We start from the raw sequence: 24,584 nt of genomic DNA on the forward strand, positions 1-24,584 counted from the left end.
ATGTGAAATATGTTTCAATGTAGCAGGCGTTACTTTAGACGGAGGGTCCCGTGATCAGTCCCTACGAATGCCGTTGCGGCGAGTCCTACGCCCCGACGGCCGGCCGCTGGCGCTGCGACTGCGGCGGCCTGCTCGACCTGCCGCTCGGCGCCGCGGAGTGGCCGCCGCGCTCCGGCATCCGCTCGATGTGGCGGTTCCTGGACGCCGGCGACCTGCCCTGGCGTGACGTCACCCTCGGCGAGGGCGACACCCCGCTGGTCGAGGAGGAGGACGGGCTGCACCTGAAGGTGGAGTACGCCTCCCCCACCGGTTCCTTCAAGGACCGGGGTGCGGTCGTGCTGGTGGCGCTGGCCAGGGCGCTCGGCGCGAGCCGGCTGGTCGCCGACAGCAGCGGCAACGCCGGGACCGCGGTGGCCGCCTACGCCGCCCGCGCGGGCCTGCCCGCCGAGATCTTCGTCCCCGCCGGGACCAGCGAGAAGAAGCTGCACCAGATCAGGGGACACGGGGCCGGGGTCACCGTGGTCGAAGGTTCGCGCGAGGACACCGCCGCCGCGGCGATCGCCCGGGTGGAGGAGACCGGCGCCTTCTACGCCAGCCACGTCTACAACCCCTACTTCCACGAGGGCACGAAGACCTACGCGCTGGAGATCTTCGAGCAGCTCGGCGGCGTCGTGCCCGCGACGCTGGTGCTGCCCGCGGGGAACGGCACGCTCGTGCTGGGCGCCCACCGCGGCTTCGAGGAGCTGCGCGCCGCCGGGGTGATCGACCGCGTGCCGCGGATCGTCGCCGTCCAGTCCGAGCTGTGCGCCCCGCTGGCCGCCGCCTGGGCCGTCGGGCGCGACGAGCCCGACCCGGTGAAGCCCGGCCACACCCTCGCCGAGGGCATCGCCATCGCCGACCCGGCCAGGGGTTCGCGGATCCTCGCGGCCGTCGGGGACAGCGACGGCACCTTCGTCACGGTCGGCGAGGACGAGATCGCCGAGGCGCACGCCGCGCTCGCCGCCCGCGGCCTGTGGGTCGAGCCGACGGGCGCCGTCTCCTACGCGGCCGTGCGGCGGCTGCGCGCCGAGGGCTCGCCCTTCGTCACCGGCGGGCCGGTCGTGGCGCCGCTGTGCGGTTCCGGCCTGAAGGCGTCCCTGTGAACGGGATGGGACGGCCGGACGAGCGGCCCGCCCCGTTTTCATCGGCACGGACAAGAGCAGGCGTCGACCCCGTTCATATGGTGGCCCCATGACAACGAAGATCCATGATCTGGTGCTGGCCGGAGCCAGGGTGCTCGACCCGGAGACCGGCCACGACGCGGTCGCCAACGTCGGCGTGACCGGCGCGACCATCACGGCGGTGACGCCGGACCCGCTCGAAGGCCGCCGGACGCTCGACGTCGCCGGATCCGTCCTCGCCCCCGGCTGGATCGACCTGCACAGCCACTCACACACCATCGCCGGTCACCGCCTCCAGGCGCTCGACGGGGTGACGACGGTCCTCGACCTGGAGGCGGGCGTCTCGCCGGTCGCCGCGTCCTACGACGAGGCCGCCGCCGAGGGCCGCCCGCTCAACTACGGGTTCTCCTCCTCCTGGGGCCAGGCCAGGATGGCAGCCGTCGGCGGTCTCCCGCACGGCGGCGGCCTGGCCGTCGGGCTGCGCAACCTCGGCGACCCGGCCTGGCAGCGGGAGGCGACCCCGCACCAGCTCGGCGCGCTGTTCGAGCTGATCCGGCACGACCTCGCCGCCGGCGCGCTGGGGATCGGCCTGCTCATCGGCTACGCCCCGCGCGTCGCCCCCGACGAGTACCTCGCGGTGGCCGCGATCGCCGCCGAGGCGGGGGTGCCCACCTACACCCACGCCCGGGACCTGGTCGACCAGGTGCCCGACATTCCGATCGACGGCGCCGAGGAGGTGGTGCGGGCGGCGGCGGCCACCGGGGCGCACATGCACTACTGCCACATCAACAGCACGTCCCTGCGCCAGGTGGACCGGGTGCTGACGCTGGTCGAGAAGGTCCGCGCCGAGGGCGCCAGGGTATCCACCGAGGCATACCCGTACGGCGCGGGCATGACCGGCATCGGCGCCGCGTTCCTCGCCCCCGAGCTGCTACACACCATGGGCATCGGGCCGGGCTCGATCACCTACACGCCGACCGGCGAGCGGGTGGCCGACGCCGTACGGCTGCGCGAGCTGCGTGCCGCCGATCCCGGCGGCCTGGCGGTCATCCACTTCTTCGACGAGGACATCCCGGCCGACCAGGCGTTCGTCGACCGCGCCCTGCTCAGCCAGGACACCGTGATCGGCTCCGACGCCATGCCGCTGACCTGGACGGGAACCGAGCGGCCCGACCCGATGGCCTGGCCGCTGCCGCCGGGCGCCGTCACCCATCCGCGTACGGCGGGCACCTTCTCCAAGGTCCTGCGCCGCTACGTCAGGGAGACCGGCGCGCTGTCGCTGCTGGAGGCGGTGCGCCGGTGCAGCCTGCTGCCGGCCCGGGTGCTGGAGGAGTCGGTGCCCGCCATGCGGCGCAAGGGCAGGGTCCAGGCCGGCTGTGACGCCGACCTGGTCGTCTTCTCCCCGCACACGGTCGCCGACCGGGCCACCTACGCGGACAGCACCAGGCCCTCGACGGGTTACACGCACGTACTCGTCGGCGGGCGGCACGTGGTGCGCGACGGCGAACTCGTCCTCGACGCGCTGCCCGGCCGCGCGATCAGGCGCTGACGATAGAGTTGAACACTCCCGGCCGAAGGAGTGTGGATGAGCCCGACGGCTCGCGAACCAGCGCGGAAGAAGGCTTCCGTTGAGAAGGGCACCGCCAGGAAGAAGCAGGCGCGCCCGGCCGTGACACCCGCGGAGCCGCGGTTGCCCGGCTCGTGGCTGCTGCTCACCTACAAGGTTCCCAGCGAGCCCTCCCGTGTCCGCGTGTCCATCTGGCGGGAGCTCAAGCGCCTGGGCGCCCTCTATCTGCAGCAGGCCGTCTGCGTCCTGCCCGACGTCGGCACGGTCGGCGAGGACCTGCTGCAGATCAGGCAGCGCATCGACGCGCTGGACGGCACGTCCTTCTTCTTCCAGGTGCCCCTCGGCGACGAGGAGCAGGACGCGACGCTCATCCAGAGCTTCAAGGAGATGGCGGGCAAGGAGTACGACGAGATCATCGAGGAGTGCCAGACCAAGTTCGTCAAGGAGATCGAGTTCGAGCGGTTCCGCGACAACTACACCTTCGAGGAGGCCGAGGAGATCAGGCAGGATCTGGAGAAGATCCACCGGTGGTTCGGCAAGGTCGTGGAGCGTGACTGGTTCGGCGCCGCCGGCCGGGGCGAGTGCGAGCAGTGGCTGGCGACCTGCGAGACCCTCCTCGAAGAGTTCGAGAACGACGTCTACGAGCGGACCTCGGGCACCGGCAGGGCCGACGTGGAGGCCTGACCCCCTCACGCGGCCTCCCGCGCGGCCGCGACGTCACCGGCGACCGAGCGCATGGCGGTGAACTGGATGAGGCCGGCGACGACGACCAGCGGGACGAGGCTCAGCAGGGTGTAGCGCAACGGCATGCCGTCGGTCAGCGCGAGCAGGACGGGGCTCAGCACCCCGCCGGCGAGTTGAAAGGGGGCCGTGAGCTGTAGCCCGATGCCCCGGTGCCGGGCGGGGAGCACCTGGGTGATGAGGACGATGAAGGACGGCACCTGGATGCCGGCGATGATCGAGAACAGCAGGTTCGTCGCGATGAAGACCGGGATCGAGGGGAACAGCCCCAGGGCCAGGACCAGACAGCCGATGCCGAGGGTGCACGTGCCCTGCACGGCGGCCAGCAGGGACGGACGCCGCCTCAGGAAGCGGTCGGCCATCACGCCGGCGATCGGGACCGCGATGAGCCCGAGGATCATCTGCCCTTCCAGCACCAGCGAGCGCTGAAAAGGGTCGAGGGTGAGGTCCTCCTTCGCCAGCAGGGACGACACCATGGCGATCAGCCCGGTGATGATCGAGTAGACGAAGCTGCTGATGGCCAGGATGCGCAGCGTCCTGATGGACCAGCCGGCCTTGATGCCCTCCCAGAACCGGGGCGGCGGCCGTTCATCGGTCTCCCGCGCCTTCCCGGCGACCCGGTCGGTCGCCCCGCGACGGGGCTCGCGCAGCAGGAAGGTCAGGCAGGCGACGATGATCGCCATGACGGCCAGCATCAGCGTGGCGGTGCGCCAGCCGTACACCTTGACCGTGTAGCCGGCGATCGGCGCGGCCAGGAGGCTGCCGAAGCCCGCGGCCATCCGCAGCAGCGCGATGACCCGCCCGCGTGAGGACGGGAGGTAGTAGTCGGCCAGCAGCGGGACCTGGGCCACGTCGTTCGGCAGCCGGCTCACCCCGCCGAGCGCCCGGCCGAGCATGAGGAAGAACGCGTTGGGGGCCAGCGCCTGGACGATGTCTCCCGCGTTGGCCGCCACCTGGCCGAACTGGACGAGTCGCACACGCTTGGGCACCCGGTCGGTCAGGTATCCGAGCGGTAGCCCCGCGGCGTTGGTCACGACCAGGGTGACCGAGCCGATCACGCCCAGCATCGTGAGCGAGAGCCCGAGATCTTCCTTGATCTCGGGTAGCGCCAGTTGCAGGGCGGTGTCGTCCCAGCCCGCCAACAGCGCCACCAGGCAGAACACGGTGAGCGGAAGTCGGGGGCCTTCGATGTTGCGGGGATTGAGATCACTCAGGAGGCCGCGCATGCCACGGCGTCCGGTGATGGGGGGTGTGGTGGTCTCCACTGCCGCCTCCGGCGCGAGAGTATAAGTGCAAGTGTTACATTAGCCTCCTTGTTACCTTTAACAGAAGTTCTAAATCAGTTATTCTGCCGGAAATGTGGGCGCGATGCCCTGACCTGGATCGGTCGCCCGGCCCCTCTCTCCGGCCACCCCAGGCCCACGGCCCCCTCCCTGGTCACGACCGGGAGGCAGCCTGCCTCTCCTCTCCCCCGGACTCCCCCCAATCGAGCAGATGGTGAGTGATCATGAAAACCACGGTGGTACGCGCTGCCAGGCTCTTCGACGCGATCGAGGGCGTGATCCTGAAAGACGTCGACGTCGCCGTGCGCGGCGACGTGATCGCCGAAGTCGGCCCGGGACTGCGCGGCGACGAGGTGATCGACCTCGGCGACCGGACGCTGCTGCCCGGCTTCCTCGACGTGCACATGCACCTGACCGGCATGCGCTCCTACGCCGAGGCGCGCCACCTGCCGCCCCGGGAGACGCTGGCCGTACGCGCGGCCCAGGACTGCGCGGCCCTGCTCGCGGCCGGCTTCACCACGGTGCGCGACTGCGGTTCCGGCATCGCGCTCAACCTGCGCGACCTCGTCGCCGACGGCACGATCCCGGGCCCGAGGATCCACGCCGCCGGCCCGGTGATCTGCCAGACCGGCGGCCACGCGGACGCGCACCACCTGCCGCTCGACCTCGCCCGCGCGCAGCCCGACTCGCTGATCGCGGACGGCCCGTGGGCGTGCCGGCAGGCCGTACGGGAGGCCGTACGGGCCGGCGCCGACTTCATCAAGATCTGCACCACGGGAGGGGTGTCCTCCGAGCGCGACCACCCCAACGACGCGCACTTCACCCCCGAGGAGATCGCCGCCATCGTCGACGAGGCGCACCGGCTGGGCCGCAGGGTGGCCTCGCACGCCCAGGGCAGGGCCGGCGTGCTGGCCGCGGTGCTCGCCGGCGTCGACTCCATCGAGCACGGCTACTACCTGGACGACGAATGCGTCGCCGAGATGGCCGCCCGGGGCACCTTCTACGTGCCGACGTTCGACCTGCGCACCTTCTTCCAGAAGACGATCGACGGCGGCCACGGGCTGCCCGAGTGGCGGCTGCGCAAGCAGCGCGAGGCCATCGCCGCCATGGGGCCGTCCCTGCTCAAGGCGCACGAGGCGGGCGTGCTGATCGCCACCGGGTCCGACTACCTGGGCACGCCGCTGCGCGCGCACGGCGACAACGCCGACGAGCCGATCGCCCTGGTCGGCGGCGGCCTGCCGGCCGCCGAGGCGCTGCGCGCGCTGACCGTGAACGCGGCCACGGTGATCGGTGTCGAGGATCGGGCGGGCAGCCTCCAGCCGGGCAGGTGGGCCGACCTGGTGGCGGTGGACGGCGACCCGCTCGCCGACATCGAGGCGCTGCGCGCGGTGACCTTCGTCATGAAGGACGGGCGGGTGCACACGGCCCATTGACACCGGTCGGACCCCTGATGAAGCATCTGATACAACTTAACAGTTGTTACTTTCCAAGGAGGCGCCGGTGACCGGTGCGACATGGGGCCTGGTGGCCTCGATATTCGTGGCCTCGATCGTGGAGTTCGTCGAGGCGTTGACCATCGTGCTGGCCATGGGCGTCACCCGGGGCTGGCGCTCCGCCATCGCCGGAGTCGTCGCGGCCCTGGTGGCACTGGTGGCGTTCACCTTCGCCACGGGATACGCGCTCAGGACGTGGATGCCCGAGTCGCTGCTGCAACTCGCCGTCGGCACGCTGCTGCTGATCTTCGGACTCCAGTGGCTGCGCAAGGCCGTGCTGCGGTCCTCGAAGCTGAAGGCCCTGCACGACGAGGAGGAGGAGTTCGCGGCGCAGACGGCCGCCGCCCGCCAGGCCGCGGCGAACAGCCGCTTCGGCATCGACACCTTCGCCTTCGTGGTGTCCTTCAAGGGCGTGTTCCTCGAAGGCGTCGAGATCGTGTTCATCGTGATCACGTTCGGCCTCAGCGCCGACAACATGCCCGCCGCCATCGGCGGCGCGGTCGTCGCCGGCATCCTGGTGCTGATCGTCGGCGTGATCCTGCACAAGCCGCTCGCGATGGTGCCGGAGAACACCCTCAAGTACGGCGTGGGCCTGCTGCTCGCCGCGTTCGGCGCCTACTGGGCCGTCGAGGGACTGGGCGTGTTCATCGGCGACGGCGAGAGCCTGGAATGGCCGGGCGGCGACTGGGCCATCCTCGCCCTGCTCGCGGCCTGGGTGATCGTCTCCCGGGTGATGGTGGGGATCCTGCCCGGCGTCAAGGCCAAGCGGAAGGAGGTCGTCGCCCGATGAGATACGTGAAGGGCTTCGGCAGGTTCTGGTACGACTTCATCATCGGCGACGACTGGAAGATCGCGGCGGCCGTGGTCCTGTCACTCGCCGTCACCCTCGGCGTCACCCTGTCCGGCCTGGTGACCCTCGGCGTCGGGACGGTGGTGGGCGGCGTGCTGCTGCTCGTGTCCTTCATGGTCAGCCTCGTTGTCGACGTCAGGAGGTAGACCGTGTCCGCACAGACCGTCGAGTTGCACACCCACCACCGCGACGTCACCGGAGGCTGGCTGCGACCGGCCGTCTTCGGAGTGATGGACGGCCTGGTCTCCAACGCCGCGCTGCTGGCCGGCGTGGTGGGCAGCGGAGCGTCCACGACCGCGGTGGCCGTCGCCGGGCTGGCCGGGCTGGCCGCGGGCGCCTTCTCGATGGCGACGGGCGAGTACACCTCCGTCGCCTCCCAGCGGGAGCTCACCCTGGCCGAGATCGACGTCGAACGCACGGAGATCTCCCGCAACCCGGAGGCCGAGCAGCGCGAACTCGCCCTCGTCTACGAGTCGCGGGGCCTGACGCCGGAACTCGCCGGCCAGGTCGCCGGGCAACTCCACCGGGACCCGGAGATCGCCTGGCGGGTGCACGCCCGCGAAGAGCTCGGCGTCGACCCCGACGACCTGCCCTCGCCCTGGGTGGCCGCCGGATCGTCGTTCCTGGCGTTCGCGATCGGCGCGCTGATCCCCGTGCTGCCGTTCCTGCTGGGAGTCTCCCTGGTCACCGTGTCGATCGCGCTGACCGGCTTCGCCCTGTTCGCGACCGGCGCGATGGTGGCCCGGCTCACCGCCCGCTCACCGTTGTTCGGCGGAGCCCGCCAGCTCGTCCTCGGCGCGGCAGCCGCCGCTGTGACGTACGGCATCGGCGCCCTCGTCGGAGCCGTCGTCTCCTGACCCCCGGGCGGGGCGTCGCGTCCTCCGGCTTCCCGGCGGCGCGGCGCTCCGCCTCCCGGGGATGTCGGACCGGAGATCTATGGTGTCCGGTATGTTACGTGCCGCCCTCGGGGCGCTCAGCGTGCTGGCCGCGGCGACCGGCTGCGCGCAGCCCACCGCCGGAGAGTCCGCCGTCCCGCTGAGCTGGACCCAGTACACGACGGACCCGTGCCGGCTGGTGCCGGTCGAGCGGATGGGCGACCTGCTCGGCCTCCCCGGGGTCCGAGCGCAGGTCAGGACGTCCCAGCGCGGGAGCGAGCTCGGCGCCTGCGCGTACACGTCCGGCACGGTCGAGCTGACCGTCGAGGTGCACGAACGGGACCCCTCCCTCACCCCGGACGAATACGTCAAGGCCGGCACCTACCACCAGGGACGCGCGCTCCAGGGACTCGGCGACGCCGCGGCCGTCGCCCGGCTCGACCAGGGATGGGGACAGCTCGTGCTGGTCAAGAACGACATCGCGCTCTTCCTCGCCGGCGACACGGAGATCACGGACGGTCTCGCGAAGGTGGCCGGGGAGGCGGTGCACGCCTTGCCGCGCTACTGGCGCGCCCCCTGACCTGGAGGACCTTCCACTCCACCTCGCCGCAGCCCCCCCGGGCTTCCGGCGGCCGACGGCACCGCGGGGCCGCGGGCGCCGTCAGTCGCGCGGAGGCGTGGGCGCCGTCAGTCGCGCGGAGGCGTGGGCGCCGTCAGTCGCGCGGAGGTTCGAGGCGGCCGAGCCAGGAGGTCAGGAGGGTTTCGAGCACGGCGGCCTCGGCCGGCGGCAGGGCGTCGAGGAGGCGGCGCTCGTTGCGGATGTGGTCGGTGAAGGCGCGGTCGATCAGGTCGCGCCCGGCGGCGGTGAGGGCGACCGTACGGCCGCGCCCGTCGGCGTCGCTGCGACGGCGGGTGACCAGGCCGGCGCGTTCCAGCCGGTCGATCCTCTTCGTCATCGCGCCGGTGGTGACCATGGTGTGGGCGGCCAGCTCGCCGGGGGCCCGCTCGAACGGCTCGCCGGCGCGGCGCAGCGCGGCCAGCACGTCGAACTCCCCCTCACCGAGACCGTGGCGGCGGTAGACGAGGCACAGCTCCTCGGTGAGCAGGGCGGCGACGCGGTGCAACCGGCCGATCACCCCCTGAGGGCTCACGTCGAGGTCGGGCCGCTCCCTGTGCCACTCGGCCTGGATCCGGGCGACGTGGTCGAGAGGCCGGTTTTCTTCCATGGACTCCACTATATCTTCCACGGAAGTTATATTGTCTTCCATGGAAGCTAAATGGCGGTGGGTGCTGATCACGGCGATCGCACCGGTGGCCTGGGGAGCCAACTACTACGTGACCGCCCGGTACCTGCCCGCCGATCACCCCCTCTTCGGAGCCGCCGTGCGCGCCCTGCCCGCCGGGTGCCTCCTGCTGGCCCTGTGCCGGACGCTGCCCCGCGGCGCATGGTGGTGGCGCTCCGCCGTACTCGGGCTGCTCAACACCAGCGCCTTCTTCGTCCTCGTCTACATGGCCTCGCAACTGCTGGCGAGCAGCGTGGCGGCCACGATCATGGCACTCTCCCCACCGGCCATGATGCTGGCCGCCTGGGCCCTCCTGGCCGAGCGCCCCCGCCCCGCGCACGTGGCCGGCGCGCTGACCGGCCTCGCCGGGGTGTGCCTCATGGTTCTCGCGGGATCGGATACGGCGAGCGTTCCCGGCGTGCTCGCCTCGGTGGGGGCCATGCTGGCCTCCTCCCTGGGCTACGTCCTCGCCAAGCGCTGGGGCGGCGGCACCGCCGTACTCGCCTCGACCGCCTGGCAGCTCGTCGCGGGCGGCCTGCTCCTGCTCCCCGCCGCCGTCGTCGTGGAGGGGCCGCCCGCGCTCGGCGTGCCCGCGCTGCTGGCGTTCGGCTACGTCACGCTGGTGGCCACCGCGCTGGCCTTCGCCGCCTGGTTCACCGGGCTGCGGCACCTGCCCGCCGGGACCGTCGGGCTGGTGGGACTGCTCAACCCGGTCACCGGCGTCCTGCTCGGCACCCAGCTCGCCGGCGAGTCGCTCACCGCCCGGCAGGCGTGCGGCATCGCCCTGGTCCTGGCCGGCATCCTCCTCGGCCAACGCCCCGCCCCCGCACGAGGCGCCCGCGCTCCGGCGGCTACCTGACCGTCATATCGTGACGTACTGCGGCAAATCTCAGGAGGAATGATGGCGAAGATCTGTGTCACCGGGGCGAGCGGCAAGCTCGGGCGGGCGGTCGTACGGGACCTGCTCGACCACGGGCACAGGGTCGTGGCGACGGATGTCAGGCCGGGTCCCGCTGACCTCGGAGCCCCGGTGCTGCTCGCGGATCTGACGGAGTACGGCCAGGCGGTGGAGGTGCTCGACGGCGTCGACGCGGTCGTCCACCTGGCGAACATCCCCGCGCCGGGGATCCGCACCCCCTCCGAGACCTTCAACGCCAACACGACCATGAACTCCAACATCTTCCTCGCCGCCGCCCAGCTGCGGATCGGCCGGGTCGTCTGGGCCTCCAGCGAAACGACCCTCGGCCTCCCCTTCGACGTACCCCCGCTCTACGCCCCCGTCGACGAGGCGCACTTCCCCTTCCCCACCTCCACGTACGCGCTGTCCAAGGTGGTCGGCGAGACGACGGCGCACCACGTCGCCCAGTGGTCCGGCATACCGTTCGCGGCGCTGCGCTTCTCCAACATCCTGGGCCCCGACGACTACAAGGCGTTCCCCGGCTACTGGAAGGACGCCCTCCTGCGCAGGTGGAACCTGTGGGGGTACATCGACACCCGCGACGCCGCCGCCTCGTGCCGGCTCGCCCTGGACGCCGACCTCCAGGGCGCGCAGAGCTTCGTCATCGCCGCCGCCGACACCGTGATGAACCGCCCGTCCGCCGACCTGATGCAGGAGGTCTTCCCCAAGGTCGAGATCCGGCGCCCCCTCGCCGAGTTCGAAACCCTCCTCGCCATCGACCACGCCCACGACGTCCTCGGCTTCACCCCACACCACTCCTGGCGCGACCACCTGTGAACACCGTCCCAGCCTCAACCACCGGGCACGACACCGTCGATCGCCTCGGCGGGGTCCCGGCCGGACGCGCTGAACGACCACATGCGCGACCTCGGCCCGGAGCCCGAGCCGGTGGCGAGCGGCATCCGGGGAGCTCCTTGATCGGTTCTCGGCGGGAGGTGCACCGGGCCGCGGTGGGGAAGGCGTCCCGCGGCCCGGTGTGAGGAGTATCGCCGTGGCCTCCGACAATTCCGGATGCGTCGTGGTGACCGGGGTGGCCTCCTGACTCAGTCCAGGATCACGTACGGCTGCGGCGGCTCGCCGGCGGAGACCAGCGGCGCGTACGGCACCGGGTTCCTGACCACCGGGATCGGCTGGGCCGTCGGGATCAACCGGTCGGCCACCACATCGCCGTGCCGGTCGACGGTGCCGAAGCAGTAGCCACGCTCGCGGGCGGCGTCGATGAGCAGCGCCAGTCCCCCGTTCGTGCCGGGGCCGGCCGAGGTGTCGTACGGGCCGTCGTGCAGCGAGATGATCGCGCCCGGGTGCAACTGCTCGACGATCGCGTCGCTGATCTCCTGCGGCGTGCGCTCCGGCAGCCAGTCGTCGGTGCCGATACGGGTCATGTAGTCCGTGTAGCCCAGGTCTGCGATGATCTGCCGGACCTGCGCGTTCGCGGCGCCGAACGGCGGGCGGATACCGCGGAACGAGATCGGCGCGCCGGCGGCGGCGAACGCGGCCTCCGCGGCCAGGATCTCGCGGCGGACGCCGCCGGGGCCCTCGTCGGCCAGCACCTGGTTGAGGTTCGCGTGGCTGTAGGTGTGGTTGAGCAGTTCGTGCCCCTCGGCCAGTTGGAACCGGGCGAACTGCGGATTCGCCTCGACCCGGGTACCGGTGTCCATGAACACGCCGGTCACCTGCTTCGCACGGAGGATCCGCAGCGTCTCGGTCCGGTAGTGCGACGGGCCGTCGTCGAACTGGATGGCCAGCCGCCGGTCACAGGTGTTCGGGACGGAGGTGTCACGCGGGCCGCCGACGTGGCTGCGGGCGGCGGCCGAGACGACACGGGCCCGGTCCCGCCCGCTGAGCAGGCCGGCGGCGGCGAACTCGTCGGCGGCGGCGCGGGCGGCGGACACGAAGGCACCGTGGGTGGCGAACGGCTCCCGCTCCCAGACCCGGTCCAGCAGGGTGCAGCCGTCGGAAGCCTCGGGGTTGGCGATGCCGGTGTCCACACGCGGCGGGCCGAACCAGATCGTCTCCTCAGCGGACCATCCGTTCGGACACTCGTCGGACGCGGCACCCGGCCGCAGGGATCCGCGCGCCGGTGCGGCCCCGGCCCCGGCCGCCGCCCCGGCCACCGGTGCCGCCCCGGCCGCCGCCCCGGCCACCGGTGCCGCCCCGGCCGCCGCCCCGGCCACCGGTGCGGTCCCGGCTCCGGCCGGAAGCACAGCCGGAACCACGGCCGGGGTGACCGGCTCCGGAGTGATGATCTTGTACGGCTCCGGGGGCAGCCCGCCGCCGAACAGCAGCGGCAGGTACGGCACCGCGTTGACGACGGACGGGATCGGCTCACTGCTTGAGACGTACCGGTCGGCGACGATCGCGCCCGTGCTGTCGAACGTGCCGAAGCACAGCCCGGCCGCCCGGACGTCGTCGATGATCAGCGGCAGCGCCTTCATCAGCTCCGGCCCGGCGACGGTGTCGATGGGGCCGTCGTGCAGGAAGATGTTCCGCCGTCCGTCGGCGATGCCCGCGGCGACGTCGGCCCGCAACTGCTCGGCCGGGCGGTCCGGCAGCCAGTCCGCCGCGTCGATGTCGCCGCTGACGACCGTGAAGCCCAGCCGGGTCAGCTCGGCCCGGACCTGCGCGTTCGCCGCGAGGAACGGCGGGCGCATCCCGGTGAACGGCCGCTCGACCCCGGCCCGGTCCAGCGCCTCCTCGGTGGTCCGCATCTCGGTCTGGAGCCTCGGCACGGTGACCCGGTTGAGGTTGGGGTGCTCGTAGGTGTGGTTGAGCACGAGGTGCCCCTCACGCCGTTCGAACGCCGCGAGCCGCGGGTTGGCGTCGATGCGCATGCCGACGTCGAAGAAGGTCGCGGTGACCTGCTTCTCGCGCAGGATCTCCAGCGTCTGGGCGCGGTAGTACGAAGGGCCGTCGTCGAACGTCAGCGCCACCCGATCGGCGCAGGTGTTCGGGACCGAGTCGTCGGAAGGGCCGCCGACATCCGAGCGGGCGGCGGCCAGGCGGACGGCGGCCGCCTCCCGCGCGCCGAGCAGGCCGAGGTCGCGGAACTCGCGGGTGGCGCGGACGACGGTGGCGACGAACTCGCCGTGCGAGGCGAACGGCTCCTCCCGCCAGACGACGTCGAGCAGCGTGCAGCCGTCGTCGCGTCCGGGGTTGGCGACGCCGGTGTCGGCGCGCGCCGGGCCGAACCGGACCGTGGCCTCGGTGGACCAGCCACCCGGGCAGGCGTCGGCCGCCGCGCCGGCCCCAGGTTCGGTCGCAGGTTCGGCCCCAGGTTCGGCTACAGTTTCGGCCGCAGTACTGGCCGCAGCGTCGCCCGCAGTGCGGGTCGCGGCCTCGGCTGTCCCGGTCAGTGCGCCGGCGGTCGCGCCGGGCGCCGCCACCGGCGTCCCGATCAGCGCGCCGGCGGCCACCACCGCCAGCACTCCCGCCGTCAAGGATCGTCCTGCCGCCGTCCTGGCCATGGCCACTCCTTCTAAGGTCGAGGGCATGCCGAGCGAGAGATCTGCTCAGGACGAACCGGAACGCCGAACAGATCGCTGATCTCTGTGAAGGTACTCGTGACAGATCGTCATCGGAACCCCTTGCGGGCAGACTTTCTTATCGCGATGATCCTTAACTGTCGGCGAGTCAGGCCGCGACGGCGGCGGCCAGCGCACCGGCGACCGCCGCGCGAGCCCCGAACGTGCTGGTCCTGACCTGCAACGACTCGCCCTCGGTGACGGTCAGCCAGCGCCGGGTGGCGGCCAGCGTCTCCGGCCGCGAGCCGATCCCGCCGCCCAGCACGAAAGTCGCGGGATCGACGATCGCCCGGACCGCCCGCAGCGCCAGCGCCAGCAGCCGGCCCAGCTCGTCCAGCACCTGCGCGGCGGCCGGGTCACCGCCCGCCGCCGCCGCGAACACCTCCGGCGCCGGACACCTCCGGCCGGTCAGCTCGTGGTAACGACGCTCGATGCCACTGCCGCTGACCTGCTGCTCCAGTGGCCCGTGCACCAGGTTGGCCGGGTCGAACGGGTCCGCGCCGAACGGCAGGTCGGCCATCTCACCGGCCAGCCCCCGGCTGCCCGCGTACATCCGGCCGCCCAGCACCAGGCCGAGCCCGACCCCGGTCCCGACCGCGACGAACGCGAGGTCACCGCCGCCGCCCGGCTGCCAGACGTGCTCGCCCCAGGCGGCCAGGTTCGCGTCGTTGTGCACCAGGGGCCGGGTGCCCAGGCGGGCTTCGAGGTCGGCGGGCACGTTCATCCGGTCCCAGCCCGGGATGTTGGGCGCGTGCCCGACGGCGCCGGTGGCCGGATCCGGGGCGCCGGGGCAGCCGACGGCCACCCTCGACGGCCGCCCGGCGCCGCCCGCCGCGGCCGTCAGCGACGCCACGAGCTGGGCGATCTGGCTGGTCACAGCCGTGCCGCCGCGCGGATCCGTACGCTCGACGCGATCCAGCAGCCGGTGCCCGGCGGGGTCGTAGAGCACCGCGTGCAGCTTGGTGCCGCCCAGGTCGACGCCCACCACCGGCTCGGCCGCGTCGCCCCGGAACGCCTGGCCGGCCGGAGCCGGTCCGGCGTCGCCCGACGGCAGCCAGCCGGCCTCGGCGAGCGCCCGGCGCAGCGGGCCGGCCAGGCCGGTACGGTCGGTTCCGGGCATCACCACGGGCGGCGTCTCCAGTCTCGAGCGGGCGGGGGATGGATACAGTATCAGCCTGATAGAAAACTCCAAGGGGAGCAGCCATGTCCGGTCCGACCTCCTCGACGGCCAACGCCGGCACCGTCTCGCGGGTGAACCAGACCGCGATCCTCGACGTGCTGCGGCAGTACGGGCCGCTGTCCCGACAGGAGATCGGCGCCCGGACCGGCCTCAGCGCCGCGACCGTGAACCGGCTGGCCGGCCAGCTGCTGCGCAAGGGCCTGGTCATCTCCGACGGGCACCAGCCGTCCACCGGCGGGCGGCCGTCGATCCTGCTGCGCTACAGCGGGCGGGCGCATCTCGTGTCGGTGGTCCACGTGGGCGCCACCCGCACCGAGGGCGCGCTGGTCGACTTCGACGGCGCCATCGTGCACCGGGTCCGGCGCCCGGTGGTCCCGGACGTGCTGCACGCCGCCGACCGCGCGAGCATCCGCCTGGAGGAGGCGCTGTCCGTCGCCACCGAGCTGGGCGCCGCCGCCGGTGAGCTGGGCCAGCCCAGCCAGGCCGTGGGGGTCGCCGTGCCGGGCGTCGTCGACGGCGCCGACGGGCGGGTGACCTGGGCGCCCGCGCTCGACTGGCGCGAGGTGCCGGTCGGCTCGCTGCTGCACGACCGCACCGGGCTCCCCGTCGTGGTCGAGAACGACGCCAACGTGCTGGCCGTCGGTGAGCACCGCCGCGGCGCCGGTCAGGGTGTCGAGGACCTCGTCGCCGTCGTGCTGGGCACCGGCATCGGCGTCGGCATCGTCACCGGCGGCCGGCTGCACCGCGGCTCGCGCGCGGCGGCCGGCGAGATCGGCTACATGCTGCTGGACCGCTCGTCGCTGGCCCGGTTGTTCCCCGGCTTCGGCGACCTGGAGAGCAGGGTCGGGTCGGCCGGGCTGACCCGGCAGGCCCGCGAGCGCGGCATCGTCGCGCCGGCGGACCGGCCGCTCACCGCCGCCGACGTGTTCGACCTGGTCAGGAGGGGCAGCGTGGAGGCGCGGGCGCTGCTGGAGGAGACCCTCGACTACGTCGCGCTGGCCGTCGCCAGCCTGTGCACGGTCCTGGACCCGGAGCTGGTCATCGTCGGCGGCGAGATGGGCGGCGCGGCCGACCTCATCACGCCCGGCCTGCGCGACCGGCTCGTCGGCAGGATCCCGCACGTGCCGCGGATGGCCGCCTCCGCGCTGGGCGACGACGCCGCGATCGTCGGCGCCGCCGAGCTGGCCGCGCGCCTGGTGAGCGACTCCGCCTACGTCCAGGCCACCCGCTGACATCGGCCGGCACGCGCCGTAAAGGTCACCGCGAACGGTAGACGGCACCCCCGGCCGTGGGGCACCATTGGGCCACTTATCACTCGCTCTGGATGAAAAGTCGCCGAGAAAGGGTGTGGTCCTGATGCCGAGACCGAGTCGAGGGTGGCGCGCGGCTGCCGCGGCCGGCGCCGTGGCCGTACTCCTCGCGGCCTGCAGCTCGGGCGACGGCGGCAGCGGCGGCAGCGGCGGACCCGGCGACCGGCCCTACACCATCGGGCTGAGCAACGGCTTCGTCGGCAGTGAGTGGCGCACCCAGATGGTCGAGGGCCTGGAGGCGGCGTTCGCCGAGTACCAGAAGGAGGGCGTCGTCGACGAACTGGTCGTCGAGAGCGCCGACACCGACGTCAACGGCCAGATCCAGCAGATCCGCAACCTCATCAACCGCGACGTCGACGCGATCATCGTCAACCCAAACTCCGAGACCGCCCTGGACGCCGTCTTCCGTGAGGCGACCCAGCAGGGCGTCAAGGTGTTCGCCATCGACCAGGCGGTCACCTCCAAGGACGTCACGAACGTCGTCATCGACCAGGCCGAGTGGGCCCGTACCTCCGCCGAGTGGCTGGCCGAGAAGGTGGGCAGGGGCGGCGACATCGTCGTCGTCAACGGCATCGCCGGCCACCCTGCCAACGACATGCGCTGGAACGCCGCCAAGGAGGTCTTCACCAAGGCCGGCGTCAACGTGCTCACCGTCGCCGACGGCAACTGGGACCAGGCCACCGGGCAGCAGGTGATGACGAACCTGCTGGCCACCTACCCCGACATCGACGGCGTGTGGACGCAGGACGGCATGGCCGAGGGCGTGTTCCGGGCCGTCCAGGCGGCCGGCCGGCTGGACCGGATCACGATCTCCGGCGAGGCCCGGGTCGGCTTCATGCGGCTGTGGAACGAGGCGCGGGCCGACGGCTTCGAGAGCATCGGCGTGGTGAACCCGCCCGGCGGCGCCGTCTCCGCGTTGCACATGGCCGTCAACGTGCTCGACGGCCGGAAGCTCGCCACCGCCACCGCCGCCACCGCCACCGCCGGCGGCAACGGCAACACGGTCCACATCCCGATCCCCTTCACCGTCGACGAGACCACCTTCGACCAGCACTGGGGCAAGGTCAGCGGGGAGAGCGCCGCCTACAGCCTGGACGGCTCGCTGACCCGCGCCAAGGCCGCGGAATTCTTCGAGTGAGCCCGCTGCTGGAGATGACCGGCGTCCGCAAGCGGTACGGCGGCGTCCAGGCGCTCGACGGGGCCGCCCTCACCGCGGTGCGCGGCGAGGTGCACGCCCTGCTCGGCCCGAACGGCTCCGGCAAGAGCACGCTGGACAAGACCCTGGCCGGCACCGTCGTCCCGGACTCCGGCGAGATCCGGATCGACGGCGCCGCGGCGCGCATCGGCGGCCCGCGTGACGCGCACGCGCTCGGCGTCGCCGCCGTGTACCAGCAGCTGAGCATCGTCGGCGACCTGACGGTGACCCAGAACGTGGTGCTCGGGCTGGAGCCGGCTCGCCGGTGGGGGTTCCTCGACCACCGCGCCGCCCGCGCCCGCGCCGCCGCCGCGCTGGACCGGTTCGCCGCCGCGTTCCCCGGCGGGCTGCCGCTGGACCGGCCGGCCGGTTCGCTCGGCCCCGGCGAGCAGCAGATCGTCGAGGTCGCGAAGGCGCTGGCCCGCGGGCCGCGGATCCTCGTGCTCGACGAGGCCACCGCGTCCCTGCACAAAGAGCAGGTCGCGGTGCTGTTCGACGTGGTCCGCGAACTGCGCGCCTCCGGTGTGCTGGTGGTGTTCACGTCGCACCGGCTGGACGAGGTGTTCGCGCTCTGCGACCGCGCCACGGTGCTCCGCAACGGCCGCACCGTCGGCACCGTCGAGCTGGCGGCCACCGACGAGGCGGAACTGGTCCGGCTCATGGTCGGCGACGCGCCCCGCCGGTCGGGCGCGCCCGCCGCCGCGGCCCGTCCGTCGCCGTCCGCGGGGGCGGCGGCGACGCTTGAGGTGCGCGGGCTCACCACCGAGCGGCTGCGCGACGTCGGCTTCACCGTCCGCGCCGGAGAGGTGCTGGGGCTCGGCGGGCTCCAGGGGCAGGGCCAGTCCGAGTTGCTGCTGGCGCTGTTCGGCGCCGCCCGGGTGACCGCGGGTGAGGCGCTGCTGGACGGCCGGCCGCTGCCGCTGACCTCGCCGGCCGGGGCCGCCCGCGCCGGCGTCGCCCTGGTGCCCGGCGACCGCGGCCGGCAGGGCATGTTCGCGGCCCGGCCGATCCAGGAGAACCTCTCGCTGGCCAGCATGCACCGCCGGGCCCGGCTGAGGCTCGCGCTCGGCGCCGCGGCCGAACGGCGGGCCGCCCGGTCCATGGTCGAACGCCTGGGAATCAAGATCGGCTCACTGGCCGACCCGGTGTCCACGCTGTCCGGCGGCAACCAGCAGAAGGTCGTCATCGGCAAGTGGCTGCTCGACCGGCCGCGGGTCGTACTGCTCGACGATCCCACCAAGGGCGTGGACGTCGCGGCGAAGGAGGAGATCTACGCCATCGTGCGCGGTCTGGCCGACGACGGCGTCGTCGTCATCCTCAACTCCAGCGACAACCGCGAGCTGACCGAGCTGAGCGATCGTGTGCTGGTGCTGTTCGAGGGCGCCGTCGCCGAGGAGCTGAGCGCGGCGGCGATCACCGAGAAGCGGCTGGTGGCCGGCGCGCTGCGGCTCACTCCGGGAGAGTCGCCGTGAACGCCCCGGCCCGGCGTGAGATCTGGCGTGAGATCCGGCTGCCCGGCGTCCAGCTCTCCGGCGCCGCGACGGTCGCGATGCTGGTGGTGGCCGTCGTCGTCAACTCGGCGCTCCAGCCGAACTTCTGGAACAGCTACGCGCTGACCTCGAACTTCGCCACGTTCGTGCCGCTGGTGGCGATCGCCGTCGGGCAGACGGTCGTGGTGCTCAGCGGCGGCCTCGACCTCTCGCTCGGCGCGCAGGTCACGCTGGCCGGCGTCGTCGCCGTGCAGATCGTCGACGGCCGGTTGGACCGGATCCCGCTGGCCGTGGCCGCCGCGCTGGGCGTCGGGCTGGCCTGCGGCGCGCTGAACGGGCTGGTGGTCGCGCTGTTGCGGCTACAGCCGATCGTCGCGACGTTCGCGACCGGTTTCGTGTTCTCCGGGCTGGCGCTGGTGGTGCTGCCGACCCCCGGCGGCTCGGTGCCGGTCGAGGTGACGACGGCGTACCGCGACGCCGTACTCGGGGTGCCGGTCGCGCTGCTGGCGATCCTCGGGCTCGCGCTGCTGTGGTGGGTGCTGCGCCGGCACCGGGTCCTGCGGCACATCTACGCCGTCGGCGGCGACGCCGACGCCGCGTACGCCTCGCTGGTGCCGGTCACCCGGACGCGGGTGCAGGCGTACGTGCTGGGCGGGCTGTTCGCGGCGCTGGCGGCGCTGGCGATCCTGGCCAACACCGGCTCAGGCGACCCGTTCGTCGGCAACGAGCTGACGCTCGCCTCGGTGGCCGCGGTGGTGATCGGCGGGACGGCGCTGACGGGCGGGCGCGGCGGGGCGGGCGGGTCGATCCTCGGCGCCGTCGTCCTCGCGCTGGTCACGAACATCGTGTTCTTCGCCGACGTGCCGACGACGTACCGGCAACTGGTCAACGGGGCCGTGATCATCGTCGCGCTGGCCCTGGCCGGCATCCCGGCGTTGCAGAAGAGCCCGGCGTCGCGGAAGAGGAGGCCGGTGGCATGAGCGCACCAAGCCTGGAGGCGCCCCGGCGGGTCCTCGCCTGGCGGCCGGGACCGGTGGCGCTGGCCGGCGCGGTCGCGGTCGCCCTGGTGATCGCCGGTGAGATCGTCTCGCCCGGGTTCGCCGGGTACGGCCAGCTGGTCAACCTCATGCGGGTGGCGGCGTTCCTCGGCGTCATCGCGATCGGCCAGACCATCGTGATCATCGCAGGTGGCGGCGGCGTGGACCTGTCCGTCGGCAAGGTGGCGACGTTCGCGGCCATCATCGGGTCCCGGGTGATGGCCGGTGAGGACGGCGACCTCGTGCCCGCCGTGGCCCTGGCGCTGCTGGTCTCTGCGGCGATCGGGCTGGTCAACGGGCTGGGCGTCACGCTGCTGCGGATCCCGCCCTTCGTCATGACGCTGGGCATGATCGGCGTCGTACAGGGGCTGATCCTGGCCTACACCGGCGGGCGGGCCAGCGGCCAGGCGGCGCCGGCGCTCACGTCGCTGGTCAACGGCCGGGTGATCTTCGATCTGCCCGGGCTGCTGTTCCTGTGGCTGCTGCTCGGCCTGCTCGCCGTCTGGCTGCTACGCCGTACCACGTTCGGCTGGAACCTGTTCGCCGTCGGGGCCAACCGGACCGCCGCGGAGCTGACCGGCGTCCGGGTCAACCGCACGCTGATCCTGGCGTACGTGCTGTCCGCGACGTTCGCCGGGCTGGCCGGGATCCTGCTGCTCGGGTACACCGAGTCGGTCTTCCTCGACCTCGCCGACCAGTACATGCTGCCGTCGGTGGCGGCCGTCGTCATCGGCGGGACGCTGCTGGCCGGCGGCGTCGGCGGTTACGCCGGCACCGCGGTCGGCGCGATCGTGCTGACCGTCCTTTCCGGGCTGCTCACCACGCTGGACATCGGCGGCGCCGGGCGCACCGTCGTCAACGGCGTCGTCCTGCTCGTCCTGCTGTCGCTCTACGGGCGGCAGCGACGCCTTCGGAGTTAGGGGTCCTTCCACGATGGAGAACAGCGAACGGCTCGGCGTCGGCATCGTCGGCGCCGGATTCATGGCGAACTTCCACGTCACCTCGTGGACCGGCGTCCGCGACGCCGACGTCGTCGCCGTCCAGAGTCCGCGGGCCGAGAGCGCGCGGGCGCTGGCCGACCGCTGCCGCGACCTGCGGGTCGGCGACGCGCGGGCCTACACCGACCTGCGCGAGCTGGTCCGCGACCCGCGGGTCGACGCCGTCTGGGTGGTGGCGCCGAACCACGCCCGGCTGGACGTCGTCGAGACCATCGCCGACGAGGTGGCGTCCGGGCGCGCCTCCCTCGTCGGCATCGCCGTCGAGAAGCCGCTCGGCCGCAACCTCGCCGAGGCCCGGCGGGTGCTGGAGCTGGTCGAGGGCGCCGGGCTGCTGCACGCCTACCTGGAGAACCAGGTGTACGCGCCCGCCGTCACCCGGGGCCACGAACTGCTCTGGACCAGGGGCGCCGCGCCGGCCGGGACCCCGTACCTCGCCCGGTGCGCCGAGGAGCACAGCGGCCCGCACGCCGCCTGGTTCTGGGACGGGACGCGGCAGGGCGGCGGCGTGCTCAGCGACATGATGTGCCACTCGATCGAGGCCGGCCGTTACCTGCTGACGCCCCCCGGCGTGGACCATTCGGACTGGCTCACTCCGGTGTCGGTGAGCGCGCAGATCGCGTCGCTGAAGTGGTCGCGCAAGCGGCACGCCGCGCAGCTCGCCGAGCGGTTCGGCGGCGCCGTCGACTACACCCGGCGGCCCGCCGAGGACTACGCCCACGCCACTCTCACGTTCCGCAACGGCGACGGCGACGAGGCGGTGGTCGAGGCGACGACGTCGTGGAGCTACGTCGGTCCCGGGCTGCGGCTGACGTTCGAGCTGCTCGGGCCGGAGTACTCGTTGACCGCCGGCACGCTGAACACCGAGGCGCAGCTGTTCCTCAGCCGGGAGATCCGCTCCCCCGAGGGCGAGGACCTGGTCGAGAAGCAGGGCGCGGAACAGGGCCTGCTACCGATCATGTCCGACGAGGCCCTGACCTACGGCTACACGACGGAGAACCGGTCGGTGGCCGCGGACTTCCTCGCCGGGCGGCAGCCACGGGAGAACCTGAAACACGGCGTCGAGGTCAGCGAGCTGATGATGGCCGCCTACCTGTCCGCCGAGACGGGCGAGACGGTGCGCTTCCCGGTGACCGATCTGGACGCGTTCGTACCGCAGGTGGCGCAGGGGACGTGGCGCCCCGGCGCGGGGTGAGCCTCAGCGTTCGGTGTCACCGGTGCGCAGGAACGCGGGCGGGGAACGGTCCCAGCCCGGCACGTTCAGCGCGTTGAGCGCCGAGAGGATCCGCTTCTCCTCGTAGACGAAGTGCGTCTCCATCAGCGCGGCGAGGCTGTCCAGCTCGCGCCGGACCTCGGCGGGATCCCTGTCCCGGTCCAGTCCGGCGACGAGCGCCTCAAGCCGTCGCAGGGAGTCCTCCACCAGCCGATGGTCCCGGCGCAGCTCCGCCAGCACCGGGCCGAGCTCGAGAAACCGAGCCCGGTTCTACCAACCTCGCAAACGATCTGTCAATCGCCGCACCCGGCCTCCCGGCGTGCTGGCCTACCCCCCTTGGCGTACGACCCTCTCGTGCGCGCCGGGTCCGCCGTGTCCGCCGTGTTCGCCGTGTTCGCCGTGCTCGCCGTGCTCGCCGCGTGGGGCCGGTGCGGACGGCTCGCCGGTGGGCGGGGCGCCGGTCGGCGGGACGGCGCGCAGCAGGCGGACGATCAGCACGGCGACGACCGCGAGGATCGCGGCGCTGATCGCGGCGACCAGGTGCAGCCCGCCGACGAACGCCTCCCGCGCCGGTGCGAGCAGCGCGCCCGCCAGGTCGGCGGGCAGCGCGCGGGCGGCGACCACCGCTTCGGCGAGGCTCTCCCGCGCGGCGTCGGCGACACCGGCCGGGACTCCGCTCGGCGGGATGAACCGGCTGTCGTACACGGCGGCGCCGATGCTGCCGAGCGCGGCGAGCCCGAACGCGAAGCCGAACTGGCCGCTGGTCTCGTTCAGCGCGGCAGCCGAGCCGGCCTTCTCCGGCGGCGCGGAGGCCATGATCAGCTGGATGCTCAGCGTCACGAGCGGGCCGGAGCCGAGGAAGATCAGCGTGAATCCGGTCGCGAGGGTGACCGGCCCGGAGGTCGTGTCGGTCTGCGTGAGCACGACCAGGCCGGACACCGAGATCGCCAGCCCGGCGCCGATCACGTACGCCGGCCGGAACCGGCGGGCGAGGATCGGCGACACGATGAACGACAGCGCGTTCGCCGCGACGGCGGGCAGCATCCACAGGCCGGCCTCGAACGGCGAGAGACCTTCGACCAGTTGCAGGTCCTGGGTGATGAACAGCATGATCGCGCCCATCAGCAGCGTGCCGGCCATCATCCCGCCCAGCGCCGTGCTGAACGACCGACTGGCGAAGAGCCGCAGGTCCAGCAGGGGGTGCTCCAGCCGCCGCTGCCTGCGGACGAAAAGGACGGCGAACGCGATCCCCACCACGATGCCGGCCACCGGCAGCGCCTGCCAGCCGTCCTTCGCCAGCTCCTTGAGCCCGTAGACGACCGGGAGCATGGCGGCGAGCGACAGCGCCACGCTGGTCAGGTCCAGCTTGCCGGCGTTCCGGTCGCGGTACTCGGGCAGCAGGGCCGGGCCGACCGCGAGCAGCAGCACCATCGCCGGCACGCCGAGCAGGAAGACCGACCCCCACCAGAACCGCGACAGCAGCGCACCGCCGACCACCGGGCCGATCACGGCGCCGGCCGAGAAGCACAGTCCCCAGATCCCGATCGCCAGCCCCATCTGCCTGGCGTCCCGGAACAGCGTGCGGATCAGCGACATGGTCGACGGCGCGAGGATCGCACCGGCCACCCCGAGTACGGCGCGGCCGGCGATCAGCATCTCCGGACTGGTCGAGTACGCGCAGACGACGGAGGCGACGCCGAACGTGGCGGCCCCGATCAGCAGCAGCCTCTTCCTGCCGATCCGGTCGCCGAGCGTGCCCATCGTGATCAGGAACCCGGCCAGCAGGAACCCGTACACATCGGTGATCCACAACTGTTCGACGCTGCTCGCGCCCAGGTCCGCCGTCAGGTGCGGAAGCGCGAGAAGCAGGACGTACACGTCGATGGAGACCAGCAGTGTCGGCAGGGCGAGCACGGCGAGCGCGATCCACTCCCGCCGCCCGGCCTTCGCCGGGGCGGTGTCGGTCATGACGGATCCTTTCGAGTTCACCGGATGGTCCGCGCACCAGGCGAACCCCTTGTCACGAAGCAGGTCGTAACGGGCGACCGGTTCTCGACATCCGGGGATGACGGCCGCTTCGGGGCACGCGAGGCACGCCGGCCCTCCACCGGTGCCGCCTCTCGACGCGCACGGAATTTCGTCGGACCCGCCTGGCAGGATTCCCATGATCTGTCCCGAGGGAGAACAGGGCATTACCTTGACGGCCGCAGGATCCTGACCTTCGATCCGCTGTTTCCCGGCGACGAGGACGGCATCCCGGACGACTATCTGGCCGACCGGATCGAGCTCGGGCTCGTCGGCGGAGCGTCGAAGGGCGGCCTTGCCGCCGCGCTGCTCCTGGCCGAGCGGATCACCGAGGTACGGCCGAGCGCTTCGAGTGGCATCGCGGCCGCCCACGGCGTTCTCGGCTACTGAGCGTGAGCCCAACCGTGC

Annotated in this window: 23 protein-coding genes; 17 read left to right on the top strand and 6 right to left on the bottom strand. The window is 72.6% G+C overall.

What is annotated here, in order from left to right:
• Positions 1-50: 50 nt before the first annotated feature.
• From QSK26_RS25365 to QSK26_RS25375, 3 genes are all read left to right on the top strand, one after another.
• Entirely contained in the window at positions 51-1,142 is a 1,092-nt protein-coding gene (locus tag QSK26_RS25365) for a threonine synthase (protein ID WP_285777743.1), read from the top strand.
• Between the two features lie 88 nt (positions 1,143-1,230).
• Entirely contained in the window at positions 1,231-2,709 is a 1,479-nt protein-coding gene (locus tag QSK26_RS25370; protein WP_285777744.1) for an amidohydrolase family protein, read from the top strand.
• A 36-nt stretch (positions 2,710-2,745) separates the two neighbouring features.
• Positions 2,746-3,411 carry a Chromate resistance protein ChrB gene (locus tag QSK26_RS25375; RefSeq protein WP_285777745.1) on the top strand — a complete coding sequence of 222 codons (666 nt, stop codon included), beginning with the start codon at positions 2,746-2,748 and terminating at the stop codon, positions 3,409-3,411.
• A gap of 5 nt (positions 3,412-3,416) precedes the next feature.
• Here QSK26_RS25375 and QSK26_RS25380 read toward each other — a convergent pair whose 3' ends face one another.
• Positions 3,417-4,694, bottom strand: coding sequence for an MFS transporter (locus QSK26_RS25380; protein ID WP_285777746.1), 1,278 nt, complete (start codon positions 4,692-4,694; stop codon positions 3,417-3,419).
• 281 nt (positions 4,695-4,975) lie between these two features.
• Here QSK26_RS25380 and QSK26_RS25385 point away from each other — a divergent pair, with 281 nt between their 5' ends.
• The 5 genes from QSK26_RS25385 (at position 4,976) to QSK26_RS25405 (ending at position 8,549) form a co-directional block, all read left to right on the top strand.
• Positions 4,976-6,184 (top strand): metal-dependent hydrolase family protein, encoded by a 1,209-nt coding sequence (locus QSK26_RS25385; protein WP_285777747.1) that lies wholly within the window; start codon positions 4,976-4,978, stop codon positions 6,182-6,184.
• A gap of 67 nt (positions 6,185-6,251) precedes the next feature.
• A complete protein-coding gene (locus QSK26_RS25390) occupies positions 6,252-7,034 on the top strand; it encodes a COG4280 domain-containing protein (RefSeq protein ID WP_285777748.1) in 783 nt (260 codons plus the stop codon).
• Positions 7,031-7,240 carry a hypothetical protein gene (locus QSK26_RS25395; RefSeq protein WP_285777749.1) on the top strand — a complete coding sequence of 70 codons (210 nt, stop codon included), beginning with the start codon at positions 7,031-7,033 and terminating at the stop codon, positions 7,238-7,240. Before QSK26_RS25390 ends, QSK26_RS25395 begins: the two co-directional genes overlap by 4 nt.
• 3 nt (positions 7,241-7,243) lie before the next feature.
• Positions 7,244-7,951, top strand: coding sequence for a VIT1/CCC1 transporter family protein (locus tag QSK26_RS25400; RefSeq protein ID WP_285777750.1), 708 nt, complete (start codon positions 7,244-7,246; stop codon positions 7,949-7,951).
• Between the two features lie 91 nt (positions 7,952-8,042).
• On the top strand, positions 8,043-8,549 hold the full coding sequence (locus QSK26_RS25405; RefSeq protein ID WP_285777751.1) for a hypothetical protein: 507 nt from the start codon (positions 8,043-8,045) through the stop codon (positions 8,547-8,549).
• 133 nt (positions 8,550-8,682) lie between these two features.
• Here QSK26_RS25405 and QSK26_RS25410 read toward each other — a convergent pair whose 3' ends face one another.
• Positions 8,683-9,195: a MarR family winged helix-turn-helix transcriptional regulator gene (locus QSK26_RS25410; RefSeq protein WP_285777752.1), complete on the bottom strand. Its 513-nt coding sequence runs from the start codon at positions 9,193-9,195 to the stop codon at positions 8,683-8,685.
• Positions 9,196-9,235: 40 nt separating this feature from the next.
• Here QSK26_RS25410 and QSK26_RS25415 point away from each other — a divergent pair, with 40 nt between their 5' ends.
• Entirely contained in the window at positions 9,236-10,111 is an 876-nt protein-coding gene (locus QSK26_RS25415) for an EamA family transporter (protein ID WP_285777753.1), read from the top strand.
• Positions 10,112-10,153: 42 nt separating this feature from the next.
• Positions 10,154-10,987 carry an NAD-dependent epimerase/dehydratase family protein gene (locus tag QSK26_RS25420; protein WP_285777754.1) on the top strand — a complete coding sequence of 278 codons (834 nt, stop codon included), beginning with the start codon at positions 10,154-10,156 and terminating at the stop codon, positions 10,985-10,987.
• A gap of 266 nt (positions 10,988-11,253) precedes the next feature.
• Here QSK26_RS25420 and QSK26_RS25425 read toward each other — a convergent pair whose 3' ends face one another.
• Both QSK26_RS25425 and QSK26_RS25430 read right to left on the bottom strand, forming a co-directional pair.
• Positions 11,254-13,674: a polysaccharide deacetylase family protein gene (locus tag QSK26_RS25425; protein ID WP_285777755.1), complete on the bottom strand. Its 2,421-nt coding sequence runs from the start codon at positions 13,672-13,674 to the stop codon at positions 11,254-11,256.
• A gap of 166 nt (positions 13,675-13,840) precedes the next feature.
• Complete coding sequence (locus QSK26_RS25430) at positions 13,841-14,851, bottom strand: ROK family protein (protein ID WP_285777756.1); 1,011 nt, start codon at positions 14,849-14,851, stop codon at positions 13,841-13,843.
• Positions 14,852-14,934: 83 nt separating this feature from the next.
• On the opposite strand from QSK26_RS25430, the gene QSK26_RS25435 reads away from it, so the two are divergent.
• The 6 genes from QSK26_RS25435 (at position 14,935) to QSK26_RS25460 (ending at position 22,133) form a co-directional block, all read left to right on the top strand.
• A complete protein-coding gene (locus QSK26_RS25435; RefSeq protein ID WP_285777757.1) occupies positions 14,935-16,143 on the top strand; it encodes an ROK family transcriptional regulator in 1,209 nt (402 codons plus the stop codon).
• A gap of 124 nt (positions 16,144-16,267) precedes the next feature.
• On the top strand, positions 16,268-17,359 hold the full coding sequence (locus tag QSK26_RS25440) for an ABC transporter substrate-binding protein (protein WP_285777758.1): 1,092 nt from the start codon (positions 16,268-16,270) through the stop codon (positions 17,357-17,359).
• On the top strand, positions 17,356-18,888 hold the full coding sequence (locus QSK26_RS25445; RefSeq protein WP_285777759.1) for a sugar ABC transporter ATP-binding protein: 1,533 nt from the start codon (positions 17,356-17,358) through the stop codon (positions 18,886-18,888). The genes QSK26_RS25440 and QSK26_RS25445 overlap by 4 nt, the downstream gene beginning before the upstream one ends.
• Positions 18,885-19,886, top strand: coding sequence for an ABC transporter permease (locus QSK26_RS25450; protein WP_285777760.1), 1,002 nt, complete (start codon positions 18,885-18,887; stop codon positions 19,884-19,886). The genes QSK26_RS25445 and QSK26_RS25450 overlap by 4 nt, the downstream gene beginning before the upstream one ends.
• Positions 19,883-20,863 (top strand): ABC transporter permease, encoded by a 981-nt coding sequence (locus tag QSK26_RS25455; protein WP_285777761.1) that lies wholly within the window; start codon positions 19,883-19,885, stop codon positions 20,861-20,863. Before QSK26_RS25450 ends, QSK26_RS25455 begins: the two co-directional genes overlap by 4 nt.
• A 13-nt stretch (positions 20,864-20,876) precedes the next feature.
• Positions 20,877-22,133: a Gfo/Idh/MocA family protein gene (locus tag QSK26_RS25460; protein ID WP_285777762.1), complete on the top strand. Its 1,257-nt coding sequence runs from the start codon at positions 20,877-20,879 to the stop codon at positions 22,131-22,133.
• A 3-nt stretch (positions 22,134-22,136) separates the two neighbouring features.
• On the opposite strand, the gene QSK26_RS25465 is transcribed toward QSK26_RS25460, so the two are convergent.
• Together QSK26_RS25465 and QSK26_RS25470 are read right to left on the bottom strand one after the other, a co-directional pair.
• Positions 22,137-22,391 (bottom strand): hemerythrin domain-containing protein, encoded by a 255-nt coding sequence (locus tag QSK26_RS25465; protein ID WP_285777763.1) that lies wholly within the window; start codon positions 22,389-22,391, stop codon positions 22,137-22,139.
• Between the two features lie 87 nt (positions 22,392-22,478).
• Entirely contained in the window at positions 22,479-24,119 is a 1,641-nt protein-coding gene (locus QSK26_RS25470) for an MFS transporter (RefSeq protein ID WP_285777764.1), read from the bottom strand.
• Between the two features lie 24 nt (positions 24,120-24,143).
• On the opposite strand from QSK26_RS25470, the gene QSK26_RS25475 reads away from it, so the two are divergent.
• Complete coding sequence (locus QSK26_RS25475) at positions 24,144-24,566, top strand: hypothetical protein (protein WP_285777765.1); 423 nt, start codon at positions 24,144-24,146, stop codon at positions 24,564-24,566.
• Positions 24,567-24,584: the final 18 nt, after the last annotated feature.

Source organism: Microtetraspora sp. NBRC 13810 (assembly GCF_030268685.1).
Classification (GTDB): domain Bacteria; phylum Actinomycetota; class Actinomycetes; order Streptosporangiales; family Streptosporangiaceae; genus BSRQ01.